The organism is Propioniciclava coleopterorum, assembly GCF_011393335.1.
GTDB classification, from domain to species: domain Bacteria; phylum Actinomycetota; class Actinomycetes; order Propionibacteriales; family Propionibacteriaceae; genus Propioniciclava; species Propioniciclava coleopterorum.
Genome location: NZ_CP049865.1, coordinates 2,738,760 through 2,754,669, shown reverse-complemented (window position 1 = coordinate 2,754,669; position 15,910 = coordinate 2,738,760). Strand labels below are relative to the sequence as shown.

At 73.6% G+C, this 15,910-nt stretch carries 14 protein-coding genes and 2 pseudogenes; 6 read left to right on the top strand and 10 right to left on the bottom strand.

Going from position 1 to position 15,910, the window contains the following annotated elements:
• Positions 1–25 precede the first annotated feature (25 nt).
• Both G7070_RS13110 and guaA read right to left on the bottom strand, forming a co-directional pair.
• Entirely contained in the window at positions 26–910 is an 885-nt protein-coding gene (locus tag G7070_RS13110) for an oxygenase MpaB family protein (protein ID WP_166234104.1), read from the bottom strand.
• Positions 907–2,478, bottom strand: a complete 1,572-nt coding sequence (guaA, locus tag G7070_RS13105) for a glutamine-hydrolyzing GMP synthase (protein WP_166234103.1) — start codon at positions 2,476–2,478, stop codon at positions 907–909. The genes G7070_RS13110 and guaA overlap by 4 nt, the downstream gene beginning before the upstream one ends.
• A gap of 68 nt (positions 2,479–2,546) precedes the next feature.
• Here guaA and G7070_RS13100 point away from each other — a divergent pair, with 68 nt between their 5' ends.
• Together G7070_RS13100 and G7070_RS13095 are read left to right on the top strand one after the other, a co-directional pair.
• Positions 2,547–2,777 carry a hypothetical protein gene (locus G7070_RS13100; RefSeq protein ID WP_166234102.1) on the top strand — a complete coding sequence of 77 codons (231 nt, stop codon included), beginning with the start codon at positions 2,547–2,549 and terminating at the stop codon, positions 2,775–2,777.
• Positions 2,778–2,819: 42 nt separating this feature from the next.
• Entirely contained in the window at positions 2,820–4,550 is a 1,731-nt protein-coding gene (locus tag G7070_RS13095; protein ID WP_166234101.1) for a long-chain-fatty-acid--CoA ligase, read from the top strand.
• A gap of 463 nt (positions 4,551–5,013) precedes the next feature.
• On the opposite strand, the gene G7070_RS13090 is transcribed toward G7070_RS13095, so the two are convergent.
• The 3 genes from G7070_RS13090 to G7070_RS13080 form a co-directional block, all read right to left on the bottom strand.
• Entirely contained in the window at positions 5,014–5,490 is a 477-nt protein-coding gene (locus G7070_RS13090; protein ID WP_166234100.1) for a hypothetical protein, read from the bottom strand.
• A 1,218-nt stretch (positions 5,491–6,708) separates the two neighbouring features.
• Positions 6,709–7,557 carry a cysteine hydrolase family protein gene (locus tag G7070_RS18925; protein ID WP_246227108.1) on the bottom strand — a complete coding sequence of 283 codons (849 nt, stop codon included), beginning with the start codon at positions 7,555–7,557 and terminating at the stop codon, positions 6,709–6,711.
• Entirely contained in the window at positions 7,554–9,074 is a 1,521-nt protein-coding gene (locus G7070_RS13080; protein ID WP_206079788.1) for a purine-cytosine permease family protein, read from the bottom strand. The genes G7070_RS18925 and G7070_RS13080 overlap by 4 nt, the downstream gene beginning before the upstream one ends.
• A gap of 456 nt (positions 9,075–9,530) precedes the next feature.
• On the opposite strand from G7070_RS13080, the pseudogene G7070_RS20000 reads away from it, so the two are divergent.
• Both G7070_RS20000 and G7070_RS13070 read left to right on the top strand, forming a co-directional pair.
• A pseudogene (locus G7070_RS20000) lies at positions 9,531–10,451 on the top strand (CapA family protein); the annotation flags it as partial.
• Positions 10,452–10,995: 544 nt separating this feature from the next.
• Positions 10,996–11,424, top strand: a complete 429-nt coding sequence (locus G7070_RS13070) for a M15 family metallopeptidase (RefSeq protein ID WP_166234098.1) — start codon at positions 10,996–10,998, stop codon at positions 11,422–11,424.
• Here G7070_RS13070 and G7070_RS17975 read toward each other — a convergent pair.
• The 4 genes and pseudogenes from G7070_RS17975 to G7070_RS17965 all read right to left on the bottom strand — a co-directional run bounded on the left by G7070_RS17975 (position 11,393) and on the right by G7070_RS17965 (position 13,937).
• Positions 11,393–11,950: a PfkB family carbohydrate kinase gene (locus tag G7070_RS17975; protein ID WP_246227104.1), complete on the bottom strand. Its 558-nt coding sequence runs from the start codon at positions 11,948–11,950 to the stop codon at positions 11,393–11,395. The two genes, G7070_RS13070 and G7070_RS17975, sit on opposite strands and share 32 nt — an antisense overlap.
• A gap of 86 nt (positions 11,951–12,036) precedes the next feature.
• Positions 12,037–12,291 (bottom strand): annotated as a pseudogene (locus G7070_RS19995) (PfkB family carbohydrate kinase); the annotation flags it as partial.
• 58 nt (positions 12,292–12,349) lie between these two features.
• The gene (locus tag G7070_RS13060) at positions 12,350–13,105 is read right to left on the bottom strand and encodes a MaoC family dehydratase (RefSeq protein WP_166234097.1); all 756 of its coding nucleotides are present in this window, start codon (positions 13,103–13,105) and stop codon (positions 12,350–12,352) included.
• A 103-nt stretch (positions 13,106–13,208) separates the two neighbouring features.
• Positions 13,209–13,937 carry an SDR family oxidoreductase gene (locus tag G7070_RS17965; RefSeq protein ID WP_206079785.1) on the bottom strand — a complete coding sequence of 243 codons (729 nt, stop codon included), beginning with the start codon at positions 13,935–13,937 and terminating at the stop codon, positions 13,209–13,211.
• A gap of 291 nt (positions 13,938–14,228) precedes the next feature.
• On the opposite strand from G7070_RS17965, the gene G7070_RS19465 reads away from it, so the two are divergent.
• Together G7070_RS19465 and G7070_RS17960 are read left to right on the top strand one after the other, a co-directional pair.
• Positions 14,229–14,357, top strand: coding sequence for a hypothetical protein (locus G7070_RS19465; protein ID WP_284690938.1), 129 nt, complete (start codon positions 14,229–14,231; stop codon positions 14,355–14,357).
• 68 nt (positions 14,358–14,425) lie between these two features.
• The gene (locus G7070_RS17960) at positions 14,426–14,635 is read left to right on the top strand and encodes a hypothetical protein (RefSeq protein ID WP_206079784.1); all 210 of its coding nucleotides are present in this window, start codon (positions 14,426–14,428) and stop codon (positions 14,633–14,635) included.
• Here the strand turns inward: G7070_RS17960 and G7070_RS13050 are convergent.
• Positions 14,610–15,854, bottom strand: coding sequence for an acetyl-CoA C-acetyltransferase (locus G7070_RS13050; RefSeq protein WP_166234096.1), 1,245 nt, complete (start codon positions 15,852–15,854; stop codon positions 14,610–14,612). The genes G7070_RS17960 and G7070_RS13050 overlap by 26 nt on opposite strands.
• Positions 15,855–15,910 lie beyond the last annotated feature (56 nt).

The following is a 15,910-nucleotide window of genomic DNA, read 5'->3' as shown; positions in this document are numbered from 1 at the left end:
CCGACGCGGGCCGGGACGCCCCGGCTCAGTCCCGATCGGGGGCGGGTGCCGCACTGCGGCGCCCGTCCTCGACGCCTGCCAGGCCCCAGCGCGTCGCGGCGGTGCCGGCCCGGCCCAGCGCGCGGCCCAGCCCGACGGGCAGGCGGATCCCCGCCAGCGCCCTGGCCCAGTCCGGAATGACCGCCACCCCGCCGGCGGCCAGCATCCAGTAGCCGGGCTTCGCGGCGGCGGGCAGCGGCGGCGTCCGCAGCAGGAAGTCGATCGTGTCGGCGGCCGCGGGGCTGAACTCCAGCTCGTCGCGGTAGGACGCCAGGGTGGCCGCCAGGCCGGACGCCGTGGTCGGCGGGTCGATCACCCCCAGGCGCGCGGCCGGGATCGCCGTCTGGGCGACGTAGGTGTCGGCGTCGGCGTCCGAGAGCGGGCGGGAGCCCAGCCCCTGGTGCGCCGCGAGGAACGCGCTGATCTCGGCGGCGTGGATCCACCCCAGCAGGTGCGGGTCGGACGCGCGGTAGGGCCGGCCGCGGTGGTCCTTGCCGCGGACGCGCTCGTGCACCGACCGCACCTTCGCGATGAGCGCCTCGGCGTCCTCGACGGTGCCGTAAGAGGTGACGGCGATGTAGTCGGAGGTGCGCTGCAGCCGGCCCCACGGGTCACCGCGGTAGCCCGAGTGCCCGGCGACGCCGGCCATGGCGAGCGGGTGCAGCGACTGCAGCACGAGCGCGGCGATGCCGCCGGCGAACATGGCGGCGTCCTCGTGGACGCGCCAGATCGGGTCGGTGGGCGCGAACCAGCGCTGCCCGGGCTTGCCCCAGATCCCCAGGCCGCGCTCGTGCGCGTCGTCGCCGGCCACCCGCGCGCGGAGGGCCTCGCCGAACGCGCGCTGCAGCGGCCGGAGAGCGCGGGGCGTCATTCCCACTCGATGGTGCCCGGGGGCTTGGAGGTCACGTCGACCACGACGCGGTTGACCTCGGCCACCTCGTTGGTGATGCGCGTGCTGATCTTCTCGAGCAGGTCGTAGGGCAGCCGCGACCAGTCGGCGGTCATGGCGTCCTCGCTCGTGACGGGGCGCAGCACGATGGGGTGGCCGTAGGTGCGGCCGTCGCCCTGGACGCCCACGCTGCGGACGTCGGCCAGCAGCACCACCGGGAACTGCCAGACCTCCTTCTCCAGGCCGGACTTCGCCAGTTCCTCGCGCGCGATCGCGTCGGCGTCCCGCAGCAGATCGAGGCGCTCGCGCGTGACCTCGCCGATGATGCGGATGCCCAGGCCGGGGCCGGGGAACGGCTGGCGCCACACCATGTCGTGCGGCAGGCCCAACTCCTCGCCGACCGCGCGCACCTCGTCCTTGAACAGGGCGCGCAGCGGCTCGATCAGGGTGAACTGCAGGTCGTCGGGCAGGCCGCCGACGTTGTGGTGGCTCTTGATGTTGGCCGCGCCCTCGCCGCCGCCGGACTCCACCACGTCGGGGTAGAGCGTGCCCTGGACCAGGAACTCGATGTCGGCCTCGTCGGCGATGTCGCGCACGGTCTGCTCGAAGACGCGGATGAACTCCCGGCCGATGATCTTGCGCTTGGTCTCGGGGTCGGTCACACCGGACAGCGCGGCCAGGAACTGCTCCTCGGCGTCCGCGACGACCAGCTTGATGCCGGTGATCTCGACGAAGTCCTTCTTGACCTGCTCCCGCTCGCCCTTGCGCAGCAGGCCGTGGTCGACGAACGCGCAGGTGAGCTGGTCGCCGATCGCGCGGTGCACCAGCGTCGCGGCCACGGCGGAGTCGACCCCGCCCGACAGCGCGCACAGCACCTGCTTGTCGCCGACCTGCGCGCGGATCGCGGCGATCGACTCCTCGACGATGTTGGCCGGCGTCCAGTCCGGCGTCAGCCCGGCGACGTCGTAGAGGAACTGCGCCAGGATCTGCCGGCCGTGCTCGCTGTGCAGCACCTCGGGGTGCCACTGCACGCCGGCGAGCTTCCGGTCGACGTCCTCGAACGCCGCGATGGGGGTCGTGGCGGTGTGCGCCAGCGTGACGAAGCCCTCCGGGGCGCGGGTGACCGAGTCGCCGTGGCTCATCCAGCTCGAGAAGCTGCGGGGCAGGTCGTCCAGCAGGACGCCGCCGGCGTCCACGACGGTCGGCGTCCGGCCGTACTCGGACTGGCCGGTGCGCGCCACCTCGCCGCCGAGCGCCGCGGCCATCGCCTGGAAGCCGTAGCAGATGCCGAACACGGGCACGCCGAGCTCGAACAGCGCCGGGTCCACCTGGGGGGCGCCGTCGGCGTTCACCGACTGGGGGCCACCCGAAAGGATGATCGCGTCCGGGGACTTCGCGGCGATCTGCGCCACCGGCATCGTGTGCGGCACGATCTCGGAGTACACCTTCGCCTCGCGGACGCGGCGCGCGATCAGCTGCGCGTACTGCGCGCCGAAATCGACGACGAGGACATGTGCGTGCTGCGCCAGGTCGGCTGCGGCTTGGGTCATGGGCGGAAGTCTAGTGGCGCTTCCGGGCGGGGCCGCACGCGGGCACAATGGTGGCCGAGGAGGTCGCGATGACAGGCACCCACGAACCCGGACCGCTCGGCGATCTGCTGGGCAACCTGACGGGGCACGCGGCGGGGCACTACGGCGCCCGGGACCACGAGGACGGCGAGCACGTCTCGGAGACCCAGGGCCCGATCGACCACACGCACAGCCCGCTGAAGCGGCGGCCCGAGGACGCCGACGAGGAGTCCCAGCGGCCGACCACGCTGGCCGACGACGGGGACGACGGCGGGTTGTAGCCCCGGCGCCCCGGAGAGGACGGGACGCGGCACAATGGCGCCGTGACCGATCCTTCGCACGATTCCGCGCCCGCGTGGGTGCAGCAGTACCAGCCCGGCGTGCCCGCCACCATCGACGTCCCCGACGAGCCGCTCTCGGCGCTGCTGCGCCGCGCGAGCACCGCCGGCGGAGACGAGATCGCCCTGGAGTTCTTCGGCGCGACGACGTCGTGGCGCGAACTGTCCGACCAGGTGTCCCGGCTGGCGCACGCGCTGGTGCACCGGTTCGGCGTCCGGCCGGGCGACCGGGTCGCGCTGCTGCTGCCCAACTGCCCCCAGCACGTGGTCGCGTTCTACGCCGCGCTGCGCGTCGGGGCGGTCGTCGTCGAGCACAACCCGCTCTACACCGCCCCCGAACTGGCCGAGATGTTCGCCGACCACGGCGCGACGGTCGCGATCGCCTGGGACGTCGCCGCCCCGAAGATCGCCGGCGCCGGCGTGGAGCACCTGATCGCGGTGAACCTGCTGGACGCCTTCCCGCTGACCAAGCGGCTCGCGCTGGCGCTTCCGGTGCCGAAGCTGCGCGCCACGCGGGACCGACTGCACCGGGCCGCGCCCGGCGGCGTCCCGTGGCGGGAGGTCGTCTCGGGCGAGCGGCTGGCCGACGACCACCCCGCCCCGACGGTCGCCGACCTGGCGGTCATCCAGTACACGTCCGGCACGACGGGCCGGGTCAAGGGCGCCATGCTCAGCCACCGCAACCTGTACGCCAACGCGCTGCAGGGCGCGGCCTGGATGACGGACGCCGTCGACGGCGCCGAGACCATCTACGCCGTGCTGCCGATGTTCCACGCGTTCGGGATGACGCTCTACCTCACGTTCGGCGTCCTGAAGCGGGCGCGGATCGTGCTGTTCCCCACCTTCGACGTCGACCAGGTGCTGGCGGTGGCGAAGAAGCGCCCGCCGAGCGTCTACTGCGCGGTGCCGCCGATCTACGAGCGCACGGCGAAGGCCGCTGCCGAGCGCGGCATCTCGCTGCGCTCGGCCCGGTTCTGCATCTCGGGCGCGATGGCGCTGACCGACGAGGTCGTCGAGCTGTGGGAGTCGGTCTCGGGCGGCCTGCTGGTGGAGGGCTACGGCCTGACCGAGTGCTCGCCGGTCGCGCTGGGCAACCCGTTCTGGCCCACCCGGCGCACCGGGACCGTGGGCGTCCCGTTCCCGAGCACGCTGATGCGGGTGGTCGATCCCGAGGACACCTCGCGCGAAATCGCGCCCGGGGAGACCGGCGAACTGCTGCTGCACGGCCCGCAGGTCTTCGGCGGCTACTGGAACAAGCCGGCCGACACCCAGGCGACGCTGCTGCCCGGCGGCTGGCTGCGCACCGGCGACCTGGTCACGGTGGACGCCGACGGCTTCACCACGGTGGTGGACCGGCTCAAGGAACTCATCATCACCGGCGGGTTCAACGTCTCCCCCACCGAGGTGGAGCAGGCGCTGCGCCAGGTCGACGGCGTCGCGGACGCCGCGGTCGTGGGGCTGCCGTCGTCGCACTCCGGCGAGCAGGTCGTCGCGGTCGTGGTCCCCGAGCCGGGCGCGACGCTGGACCCCGCCACCGTGCGGCAGGCCTGCCGCGGCCGGCTGGCCGCCTACAAGGTGCCGCGCCGGGTGCACGTGGTGGACGAACTCCCCAAGTCGATGCTGGGCAAGGTGCTGCGCAAGCAGGTCCGCGACGCCCTGCTGGCCGACGACGCCGCGGTCACCGTCGCGGACGCCGACCTCCCCCACGGCTCCTGACGCCGGTTCGGCGCGCTCCGCTCCGGCGGCGTCGCGCTCAGCGGCTCGTCTCCGCGGGGGCGCGCCAAGCGGCGCGGCGTGCTCAGCGGTCTCCGCGGGGTGCGCCGAGCGCGGTCGCGCTCAGCGGTCTCCGCGGGGGTGCGCCGAGCGGCGCGGTCGCGCTCAGCGGCACTGCCGCAACGCGTTCAGTGGGCGGGGTCGCGGGAGAGCGCGTCCTGGCTGGTGACCTCGACGCTGTCATCGCCCTGCTCGTCGCGGGTGAGGACGATCACGGATGGAGGGCCCACCTCGGACCCGGCGGTGGTGGCGATCCGTGATGCGCTCGGGGGCGACGAGATCACCCGTACCACTCAGCGGGCGGGGTCGCCGGCGAGGGCGTCCCGGCTGGTCACCTCGACGCTGTACTCGCCCTGCTCGTCGCGGGTGAAGACGATCACGGAGTGGAAGTCCACCTCGGACCCGCTCAGCGGGCGGGGTCGCCGGCGAGGGCGTCCTGGCTGGTCACCTGGACGCTGTAGCCGCCGTGCTCGTCGCGGGTGAAGACGATCACGGAGTAGAAGTCCTCCTCGGGCCATGACCGGGCGATCGGCGGCAGCGCCGAGGCGTCCAGGCCGACGGCGGCGCAGAACGCCTCCGCCAGATCGGGGATGTGGTGGTGCTCCCAGCAGACGAGCGCTGCGCCATCGAGCCCGGCGAGGTGGTCCTTGACGAGCTTGGCCTCGTCGCCCTTGCGCAGCGGCGTCCGGATGGCGGTCTCGAGCCGGTGCGCCAGCGGCGTGATGGTCTCCGACGTGCGGTGGAACGGCACGAGATGCTTGTAGTCGGGCGCGAACAGCACGTCGGGCCGCACGAGCGGCGGTCGGACCGCGTTGGCGAGGATCGACACCAGCGCGCCCGCGCGCTGCCACCCGCGCGGAAGCAGCGAATGCGGATTCGCCACCCCACGGACATCCACCCCGTGCGGCGGCGGCTGGACGGGCGGGTCAGCCGGCTTCTCGCCGTGCCGGATGATCATGAGCTTCGAGGGGGCATGCCGCCATTGTGACAAACACCCCCATGGGCACCTCGCCCGGCCCTGCGGGCGTCGCCCCCACTTGCGACCAGCCGCCCCCACTTGCGACGAACCGCCCCCGCCTGCGACCAGCCGCCCCCGTTAGTGACGAACCGCCCCCGCCTGGGACGAGTTGCCCCGGCTAGGAACGAACCGCCCCCGTTCGCTGCAGACGCCCCCGCAGGAAAGGGGGCATCTGGCACAAGAGGGGGCGACTGAGCACGCCGGCGAGCCCGATCGCATGGATCCAGGTGCGAACTCGGGCGTTGGCGACGAAGGCTTCGCCATCCCCTTGCTTCGCCATCGAACCGCGACGAATCTGCGGCACGCGCTGATGAAACAGGTTGTCCGTGTCGCTCTGGTGCCCCGAGCGCGCTCGGCGCATTCGCCCAACACATGCTGACAAGGGCTTCCGCCCACGCTGCCCCGTTCTCCAGGCACGAGAGCGACGCATGCAGTTGAGCTGGCAGCCCACTCACGATCCTGAGCAAGCACTCGACGCCTCCGATCGCCGAAACCATGCACCGCGGACGGGTGCGCCGCTGGCCGAGATCAACGACGAAGCAGAGGACGTCCTCGGCCGGCGCGACGCACCCCGCGCGAGACGGACGCGTCGCTCTGGTGCCCCGAGCGCACGTGGCGCAGAGCCCAACATGCGCTGACTAGGGCTTCCTCGAACGGCGCATCGAAGTCGAGGCACCAGAACGACACGGACTCACCCGGTCAATCGGATGCGCCGCGGATTCCGGAGGCCCCATGCCGAGACCCGCGTCGAGTGCCTGGCTCCGCACCACGCATCGTGGCGATAGTGACGCCACGCCCGCACAGTCGCCCCCTTTCGTGCCAGATGCCCCCTTTCCTACGGGGGCGCCTGCATCCAACGCGGGCGACTCGTCCCAAGCGGGGGCGACAGGTCCCAAGCGGGGGCGACAGGTCCCAAGCCGGGGCGACTCGTCCCAAGCAGGGGCGACTCGGCCGAGAGCGCGGCGGGTCGAGCCAGCGGCAGACTGAGCAGCGGCGCCGGGCGAGCGCTCCGGAGCCACGGACTCCGACGTGCTGAGCGCGATCCGCGCACAGACCCCTCGCAGTGCACGCAGCGGCGTGGTTTCAGAGGGAGCCCAGGAGCTCCGCGGTCGTGGTGAGCGTGACCTGCGGCGGATAGAGGCCCATCACCGTGCACGCGGCGGCGTGGTTCTCCGGGGTGGAGCCGGCGCAGGCGTCGGTGACCACCGTGATCGTGGCCCCCGCGTCCGCGGCGGGCAGCACCGTCGAGATCACGCAGCAGTCGGTCGAGACCCCGGTGATCACGAGCTCGGGAGCGGGCCCCACCAGCGGTGCGAGCGCGTCCCACTTGCCGAAGGTGGGCGCATCCACCACCGTCGCGCCCGCCGGCGCGGGGCTTACGCTCTCATCCACCCTCGCGGGAGCGGGGGCATCATCCAACTCGGCACGGGACGCAGCGGGAGCATCCGCGCCCACCCGAGCGGGACCCGCCTCCGCGCGCAGATCCCCCCTCGCCGGAGCGGGCGCATCCACCGTCGCCGGCAACGCAGCGGGGGTGTCGGCCGCCTCGGCGCCGGACGGAGCGGGAGCATCCGCGCCCGCGCCGGCCAACTCCGGAACCAGGTCGAACATCGGGTCGGACGCGGGGCGATCGGCGAACGGCCAGGCGGCCATGTAGGCGTCCCAGGAGCCGACGCGCTCCCCGGGCGCGGGCGGCACCCAGCGCGTGAAGATCGTGCGGCCGGCGAAGCGCGGCAGCAGTTCCGCGATCCGGGCGGCGGCGTCCGGCCACATCGGGGAGCCCCAGTCGCTGGCGGGGTCGGCGAAGATCCGCTGACCGTCGATCACGACGAGCCACGGCCCGGACTCCGACTCCGGCTCGGACACCAGCACCGGCCCGGACGCCGGATCCGGCGCCAAGGCCGCTGCGGCCGGATCCTCGCGCCGGGTCACGCCCGGCCCTCCTGCCGGGCGATGGTGCCGCGGCGTCCGAACCAGGTGATGACGAAGCCGAGCACCAGCGCGAACAGGACGCCGAGGTTGGCCCACGGCCACGAGCCGTCCCACTGCTCGACACCGTCCACGACCGTGCGGGTGCCCAGGCCGAGCGGCTGCAGCAGGTAGCCCTGCCAGTTGGCCCAGGGGGCGTCGCCGGCGAAGTTGTTGACCACCAGGCCCCAGCCGATGATCGTCGCGCCCACCAGAGTGCCGATGGACAGCCAGTCGAAGGCGCCGTAGCGTCCGGACGCGTCGAAGAGCGCGGCCTCGTCGTAAGGCTCGCGGCGGGTGAGGATGTCGGCGATCAGGATGCCGGCCCACGCGGCCATCGGGACGCCCAGGATGAGCAGGAAGCTCTGGAACGGGCCGAGGAAGCTCTCGGCGAAGAACACCACCCAGATGGTGCCCAGCGTGAGGATGATGCCGTCGATCAGGGCGGCGGCCGGACGCGGGATCCGGATGCCGAGGCTCAGCAGCGTCAGGCCCGACGAGTAGATGCCCAGCACGGCGCCCGAGACGAGCGCGAGCACGGCGGTCAGCCAGAACGGGATCAGGACCCAGATGGGCAGGATGCCGGCCAGCGTGCCGATCGGGTCTGCGGTGATGCCCTCGGCCAGGGCCGGGTCGGACCCCGCGAGCAGCAGGCCGTAGATCACCAGGATCACGGGCGCGACCGAGCCGCCCAGGGTGTTCCACAGCACGATCTGGCCGTTGGGGGCGTCGCGGTGCTGGTAGCGCGACCAGTCGGCGGCGATGTTGATCCAGCCGAGCCCGAAGCCGGTCATCACCATGGTCAGGGCGCCGATCACGGCGGCGACGTCGCCGTTGGGGATGGCCAGGACGGCCGACCAGTTGATGTGGCTGAACGTCAGCGCCATGTAGACGATCGTGATCGCGCCGGTGATCCAGGTGAGCACCGACTGCAGCTTCATGATCGTGTGGTAGCCCAGCACGGCGGCGGCGACGATCAGGGCGGCCACCGCGACCGCGGCCACGATCTTGATCCCGTTGCCCTCGCCGAACCCCAGCCGCGCGAACACCGTGCCGGTGGCCAGCACCGCCATGATCGCCAGGAACGTCTCCCAGCCGATCGACAGGAACCAGCTCACGACGCCGGGCACCTTCTGCCCGTGGACGCCGAACGCGGCCCGCGACAGCACCATCGTGGGCACCGAGCCGCGCTTGCCGGCGATCGCGATGATGCCGCACAGCAGGAACGACACGACGACGCCGATCACGGTGACGACGACGCCCTGGACGAAGGACACCCCGAAGCCGTAGATGAAGGCGGCGTAGCTCATGCCGAACACGGACACGTTGGCCGCGAACCACGGCCAGAACAGGTCGCGCGGCTTCGCCGTGCGCTCGGACTCGCTGATGATGTCGATGCCGTTGGTCTCGATGAGCCGCGCCTTGGTGGCTTCGTCGAAGCCGGCCGCGGAGGTCTGATTCACCGGTTCGGGCGTTGTCATGGGCGAGATCATCCCATGCGGACGACCGCGGCCATCAGTACCCCTCCGGGACACGCCGCCCACGGGCGATCGGCGCCCTCGCGGCCCACGCCTCCACCTCACGGTCAGCACCCCAGCCCGACACTCACCACCGACCGCCGGGGCGGGCTCGCGCACGCCACGCGCGCCATCTGTTCACAACGTCACTCAAGTGGGGCCGACGGCGCCATCGCCGGCCACCAGCACCACCCGACGCACGGTCCAAACAGCGCGCGCCGCCACACGGCTCGTCCCCAGCGGTTCGCTTGAGCGGCTCGGCCATGGGCGCACGCCCCACACGGCTCAGCCCCAGCGCGCCCCAAGCAGCCCGCACCCACACGGATCACCCCCAGCAGCGCCCAAGCGCCTCTGCCCCGGCGCGCCGCGCCGGGGGCGGGACGCCGCCGCGGCTAGCCTGCCGAGGAAGGAAGGAGCGCCGTGGCCCCCAACTACGCCCTGCGTCGCGCCGTGGTGCTCGTCGGCGTGGCCGGCCTCATCTGGGGCACCGCCTCCGGCGTGAACGCCGTCGCCGGCCTGATCGCGCCGCCCGCCACCCCCGCCGTGGTGACACCCGCGGACGCCCTCACCCAGCCTGACGCCCCACAACCGGTCCCCACCACGGCCGCCCCGGACGCGGAGGCACCGCAGCCGGCCCCGCCCGCTCCCCCGGCGCCCGCGCCCGCGCCGATCACCGGCACGGACCCGGTGACCATTTCGTTCGCCGGCGACACCCACTTCGCCAACCAACTCACCCCCGTGGCCGCCGACCCCCAGGGGCTGGCCGGGCTCAAGCCGTACCTGTCCGGCGCCGACATCACGGTGCTCAACCTCGAGACCGCCATCACCGCGACGGGCGCGCCCCTGGGCGGCAAACAGTTCACGTTCGCGGCGCCGCCCTCGGCCCTCACGACGCTGGCCGAGGCCGGCGTCGACGTGGTGTCCATGGCCAACAACCACGCCGTCGACTTCGGTGCGGCCGGCCTGAAGGACACCCTGGCGGCGAAGGCGTCCAGCCCGGTCAAGATCGCGGGCATCGGCGCGAACAGGGCCGAGGCGTTCGCGCCCGCCGTCACGGTCGTGGACGGGGTGAGCGTCGCCGTCCTGGCCGCCACCCAGTTGCGCGAGCAGACCACCGCCGGCTTCACCGCGGGCGAGAACAAGCCGGGCGTGGCGAGCATGGTCGAGCTGGACGCGATCACCGCGGCCGTCCGGGACGCCGCCGCCCGCTACGACGTCGTCGTCGTGGTGCCGCACTGGGGCACCGAGAAGGAGCTCTGCCCGACCGCGCCGCAGACCACCGCGGCGCAGCGGCTCGCCGAGGCGGGCGCCGACATCGTCGTGGGCGGGCACTCCCACCGCGTGATGGGCTCGGGCTGGCAGGGCAACACCTACGTCGGCTACGGGCTGGGCAACTTCGTGTGGTTCCTCAACACGACCTTCCCGGGCCGCTCGACCGGCGTGCTGACCCTCGACATCGACAAGGCGGCCGTCCAGGCCCGCCGCGGCCTGCCGCCGGCCGAGCGCGGCAAGGCCGGCTCGGTGGTCGCCAAGGACGCCTGGCAGCCGCTCAGCATCCCCACGTCCGGCATCCCGGTGGCCGACCCCGCGACCGCCGACCAGATGCGAGCCGACCGCGCGGCCGTCCAGGGCTGCTCCAAGCTGGCGACCGCCCGGCCCGGCGCCGCGCCCGCCCGGACGCCGCCGCGCAGCCCCCAACGCGCAGCCCCCCGCCGCGCAGCCCCCAGCCCCGGCCCCCGGCGCCGCGAAGACCGCCCCGGCCAGGCAGCCGGCCCGCGACACCCCGTACGAGTTCAAGGGCGTCCCGGTCATCAGCAGCAGCTACCCGCTCACGAAGAACTACACCCCGGCCTGGTCGAAGGAGACCGACGGCCTCAAGCCCGAGGTGCGCGCGGCGCTGAACCAGATGTTCGCCGACGCGAAGGCGGCCAAGATGCCGCTGGCGGTCCGCAGCGGGTACCGCTCGTGGGCGGTGCAGGACGCCAGCTTCAAGCGCGCCTACGCCAAGTACGGCGAGGGGGCGCGGCGCTACTACGCGGAGGCGGGCCACAGCGAGCACCAGACGGGGCTCTCGCTGGACCTGTCGGACGGCACCAGCATGCAGGGCTACAAGTTCGCCGCGACCAAGCAGGCCGGATGGGTGGCCGCGAACGCGGCCAGGTACGGCTTCATCATCCGCTACCCCGAGGGCAAGCGGCACATCACCGGCGTGGACCACGAGCCCTGGCACATCCGCTACGTCGGCGTCGAGGTCGCCGCCGCGATGGCCAAGACGCCCGGCATCACGCTCGAGGAGTACCTCGGCCTGGTGTGATGCCGGCCAGGAACGCGTCGATCTCGGCGCGGTTCGGCGCCGTCGCGGGGCCGCGGCGGGTCACCTTGATCGCGCCCGCGACGTTGGCGCGCAGGCACGCGGTCACCCAGTCCGCGCCCGCGGCCCGCTCCGCCAGCAGGACGCCGGTGTGCGCGTCCCCGGCGCCGTTGGTGTCGACCGGCTCCTGCGGGAAGCCCGACACCACCTCGGTCAGGCCCGCGGCGCGCACCGCGCAGCCCTCGGGCCCGTCCCGCACGATCGACACCGCGCCGGCGGGCAGCCGCTCCGCGACCGCGTCGGCCGCCGTGGCCATGCCGTCCACCCCGGTCAGCGCGGTGGCCTCCTCCTGGTTGGACGTCCACACCGTCGTCGCCGCCAGGACGCGCTCCTGCAGCGCCGCGGGCAGCGTCGCGAACACCGCGCCGGGGTCCAGGACGACCTCGACGCCGGTCGGCAGGGTCGGCAGCCAGGCCAGCAGCGGGTCGCGCGTCGAGGGCACGGCCAGGGAGTAGCCGGTGAGGCACACCAGGTCGCCGGGGACGCCGCCGCGGCGTCCAGGCCCGCGACGCTCAGCCGGCGCTCCGCGCCCAAGGTGGTGACGAACGTGCGCTCGGCCGACGGCTCGACCAGGACGACGCACAGCGCGGTGTCGGCGCCCTCGACCGCCGGGGCGCACCACGTGACGCCCTCGCGTTCGAGGGCCTCGCGAACCAGGTCGCCGTTGGGCCCGGTGCCGATGGCTCCGGCGTGGACGCAGGCCGCGCCGGAGCGGGCGGCGGCGGCCAGGATGTTGACCGCGCCGCCGGCCTCCTGGCTCCAGCCGCCGGCCATCACGTTCTGGCCGCGGGCGGGCAGCGCGGGGACCATCGCGGTGGCGTCCACCAGCGCCTGCCCGGTGTGGATGATGCGAGGCATGGGCCGCAGCCTAGGGCGCGAGCGGCTCCACGCGCCCGATCAGGTGCGGCTTGTCCTCCCGGCCCAGCACCGCGAACGCCGTCGCGTCGGCGTCCGGGGCGGCGGCGAAGCCGACCTTCCCGGGCAGCAGGATGGGCTTGGTGAAGTCCACCGCGACCCGGTACGCCGGGGGCAGCGCGCCTTCGAGTGCGGCCAGGGCGCGGGCGTGGGTCCACATGCCGTGGATGATCGCGCGCGGGAACCCGAACGCCTTCGCGGCCAGGTTGGACAGGTGGATCGGGTTGACGTCGCCCGAGACGGCGGCGTAGCGCCGGCCCAGGTCGGCGGGCAGCCGCCAGCGCTGCCCCGCGGGGGCGTCCGGGACGGCGAGCCGGGGAACCTCGGGCACGTCGCCGGGCGCCTGGACGCCGCGGGCGAGGTAGCGGCTGACGCCGCGCCAGGCGACCTCGCCGCCGACCCGCGCCTCCCCCACCAGCTCGAACAGCGCCCCGCGCTTGTGGGCGGTGAGCTCCCCGGGACGCACCAGCAGGTCGAGCTCGTCGGCCACCCCGACCGGACGCAGCAGCGACATGTCGTTGGAGACGTGCACGAGCCCCGCGAGCCCGAACGGGAAGTCGCGCCGGCTCATCACGGCCAGTTGCAGGCTGAACGTGAGCACGTGCAGCCAGGTCGCGGGGACGGCGTCGCGCAGCGTGAACCCGCACACCTCGTCGTAGGCGGCGAGCCGGGCGACGTCCTGGGTGTGCCCGCTCACGGTGGCGCTCACCGGGGCAGGGACGACACCCGCTTCGGGGTGCGGCCGATCCGGGCCAGCGAGCGGACCAGCAGCGGGCCGCCGGCGGGCAGGTCGGGGTAGACGACGTCGGTCATCAGGCGCCCACCAGGTTCTGGCCGCACACCCGGACGACCTGCCCGTTGACGCCGCCCGAGGCCGGGTCGCAGAAGTACGCGATGGTCTCGGCGACGTCGACGGGCTGGCCGCCCTGGGACAGCGAGTTGGTGCGCCGGAAGATCTCGCGCGGCACGAACGGGATCGCCGCGGTCATGTCGGTCTCGATGAAGCCGGGCGCGACCGCGTTCACCGTCACCGGCCGGTCGGCCAGTTCCTCGGCCTGCGCCCACACCAGCCCCATCACGCCCGCCTTGGACGCCGCGTAGTTGGTCTGGCCCTTGTTGCCGGCCACGCCCGAGGTGGACGCGATCCCGACGATCCGCGCGTTGTCGGCCAGCCCGCCGGGCAGATCCCCCAGCAGGACGGCGTTCATGGCGATCTCGGCGGCCAGGTTCACCTGCAGCACCGCGCCCCACAGCTTCTCGTCCAGGTTGGCGAGCATCTTGTCGCGGGTGATGCCGGCGTTGTGCACGATCGCCCAGATCCTCGCGTCGGGGCCGTGCACCTGCGCCACGTGGGCGGCGATCCGCTCGCCGGCGTCCGGCGCGGTGATGTCGAGCTGGAGCGCCGAGCCGTGCAGCCCGTTGGCGACCTTCGCGAGCGCGTCCCCGGCCTGCGGCACGTCGACCACGACCAGCTTGGCGCCGTCGCGGGCGAACGTCTGGGCGATGGCCGCGCCGATGCCGCGGGCGGCGCCGGTGACCACGACGATGCGGTCCGCGAACGGACGCGCGGGGTCGTAGCCGGCGCCGACGGCGTCCCCGGCCTTGCGGGGGCGATCCGCCAGGTCTGGCCGTCGACGAACGCGGAGCGGCCCTGCAGCAGGAACGACAGCGTCGAGGTCAGGTCGGCCGCCTCGACGCCCGCCTTCAGGAAGAGCAGGTTCGAGGTGGCGCCGTCGCGCAGTTCCTTGCCGACGGTGCGGTTGATGCCGTCGATGCCCTGGGCGACCGCCTTGGCCTCCAGGCCCTCGACCGCGGACGCGTCGGCGGCGAGGATGACGATCCGCCCGGACGGCTCGAGCCGCTTCATCACCGGACGCAGCACCTGGCGCAGCCCCTCGAGCTCGGCGATGGTGCGGACGCCGGTGGCGTCGATCACCAGCGCGCCGGGCTTGCGCTCGTAGCGCGGCGGCTGCGGCCGGCCCTTCTCGTCGGGCGTCCGGGCGTCGGCGACGTCGCGCAGCGGCTCGCCGTGGGCGACGCCGAGGGCGTCCAGGGTGGCGCGGCCGATGCCGCCGCCGGGCAGGTCGGCCAGCAGCACCTCGCCCAGCGGCGCGACGCGGCCGCGGCGCAGCGTCGGCGGCTCGGCCAGGCCCGCCTTGGCGGCGACCTTCTGGCCGACCGGGGAACGGAACAGGGTCTCCAGCACGCTCATGTCAGCAGCCCTCCAGGATCGCGGTGACGCCCATGCCGCCGGCGGCACAGATCGAGATGAGGCCCTTCGAGCCGGCGCCCTTGGCGTGCAGCATCTTGGCCAGCGAGGCGACGATCCGGCCGCCGGTGGCGGCGAACGGGTGCCCGGCGGCCAGCGAACTGCCGTGCACGTTGAGGCGGGCGCGGTCGACGGTGCCGACGCCGGCCTTCTCCAGCGCGGCGAGCGTGGCGAGCACCGTGGACGCGAACGCCTCGTGGATCTCGACGAAGTCGAAGTCGGCCAGGCTCAGCCCGTTGCGCTCCAGCAGTTCGGGGATCGCGCGGGTCGGGGCGAGCAGCAGGTCCTCGGTGCCGGTGACGTAGTCGGACGCCGCGACCTGGGAGTCGACCACCCGGGCCAGCACCGGCCAGTGCCGCTCGCGGGCGTGGCCCTCCTCGGCGAGCAGGACGACCGCCGCGCCGTCGGTCAGCGCGGTGGAGTTGCCGGCGGTCATGGTGCCCTCGGGGCCGCCGAAGACCGGCTTGAGCTTGGCCAGCTTCTCCACCGACGTGTCGGGGCGCAGGATGCCGTCGCGGCTCACCTTGAGGAACGGGGTGACCAGGTCGTCGAAGAAGCCGGCGTCCCAGGCGGCGGCGAGCCGGGCGTGCGAGGCCGCGGCCAGCTCGTCCTGCGCCTCGCGGGTGATGCCCCACTTCGCGGTGGTGAGCGCCTGGCTCTCGCCCATCGACAGGCCGGTGCGCGGCTCGAGCACCGCGGGCGGCACGGGCGCCAGGTCGACGGGCCGGATGCCGGCCAGCGCCTTGAGGCGCTCGGGCAGCGAGCGGGCGTGGTTGGCGCGCAGCAGCGCGTGCCGCAGGCCCTCGCTCACGACGATGGGGGCGTCCGAGGCCGAGTCGACGCCGCCGGCGATGCCGGTGCGGGCCTGGCCGAGCCGGATCTTGTTGGACGCGTAGATGACGGCCTCCAGGCCGGTGCCGCAGGCCTGCTGCAGGTCGCAGGCGGGCGTGTGCGGCGACAACGCCGAGCCGAGCACCGCCTCGCGGGTGAGGTTGAAGTCGCGGGTGTGCTTGAGCACCGCGCCGGCGGCGACCTCGTCGATCTTCTCCCCCGCCAGGCCGAACCGGGCCACGAGGCCGTCGATCGCCGCGGTCAGCATGTCCACGTTGGACGCCTTCGCGTACGCGCCCCCGGCCTTGACGAACGGGGTGCGGTTGCCGCCGACCACGACGGCGTTCAGCTCAGCCATGGAGTCTCCTCGATGAGAAAAATTGTTCGACACCGACGGTAGCAGGTACTTGAAGT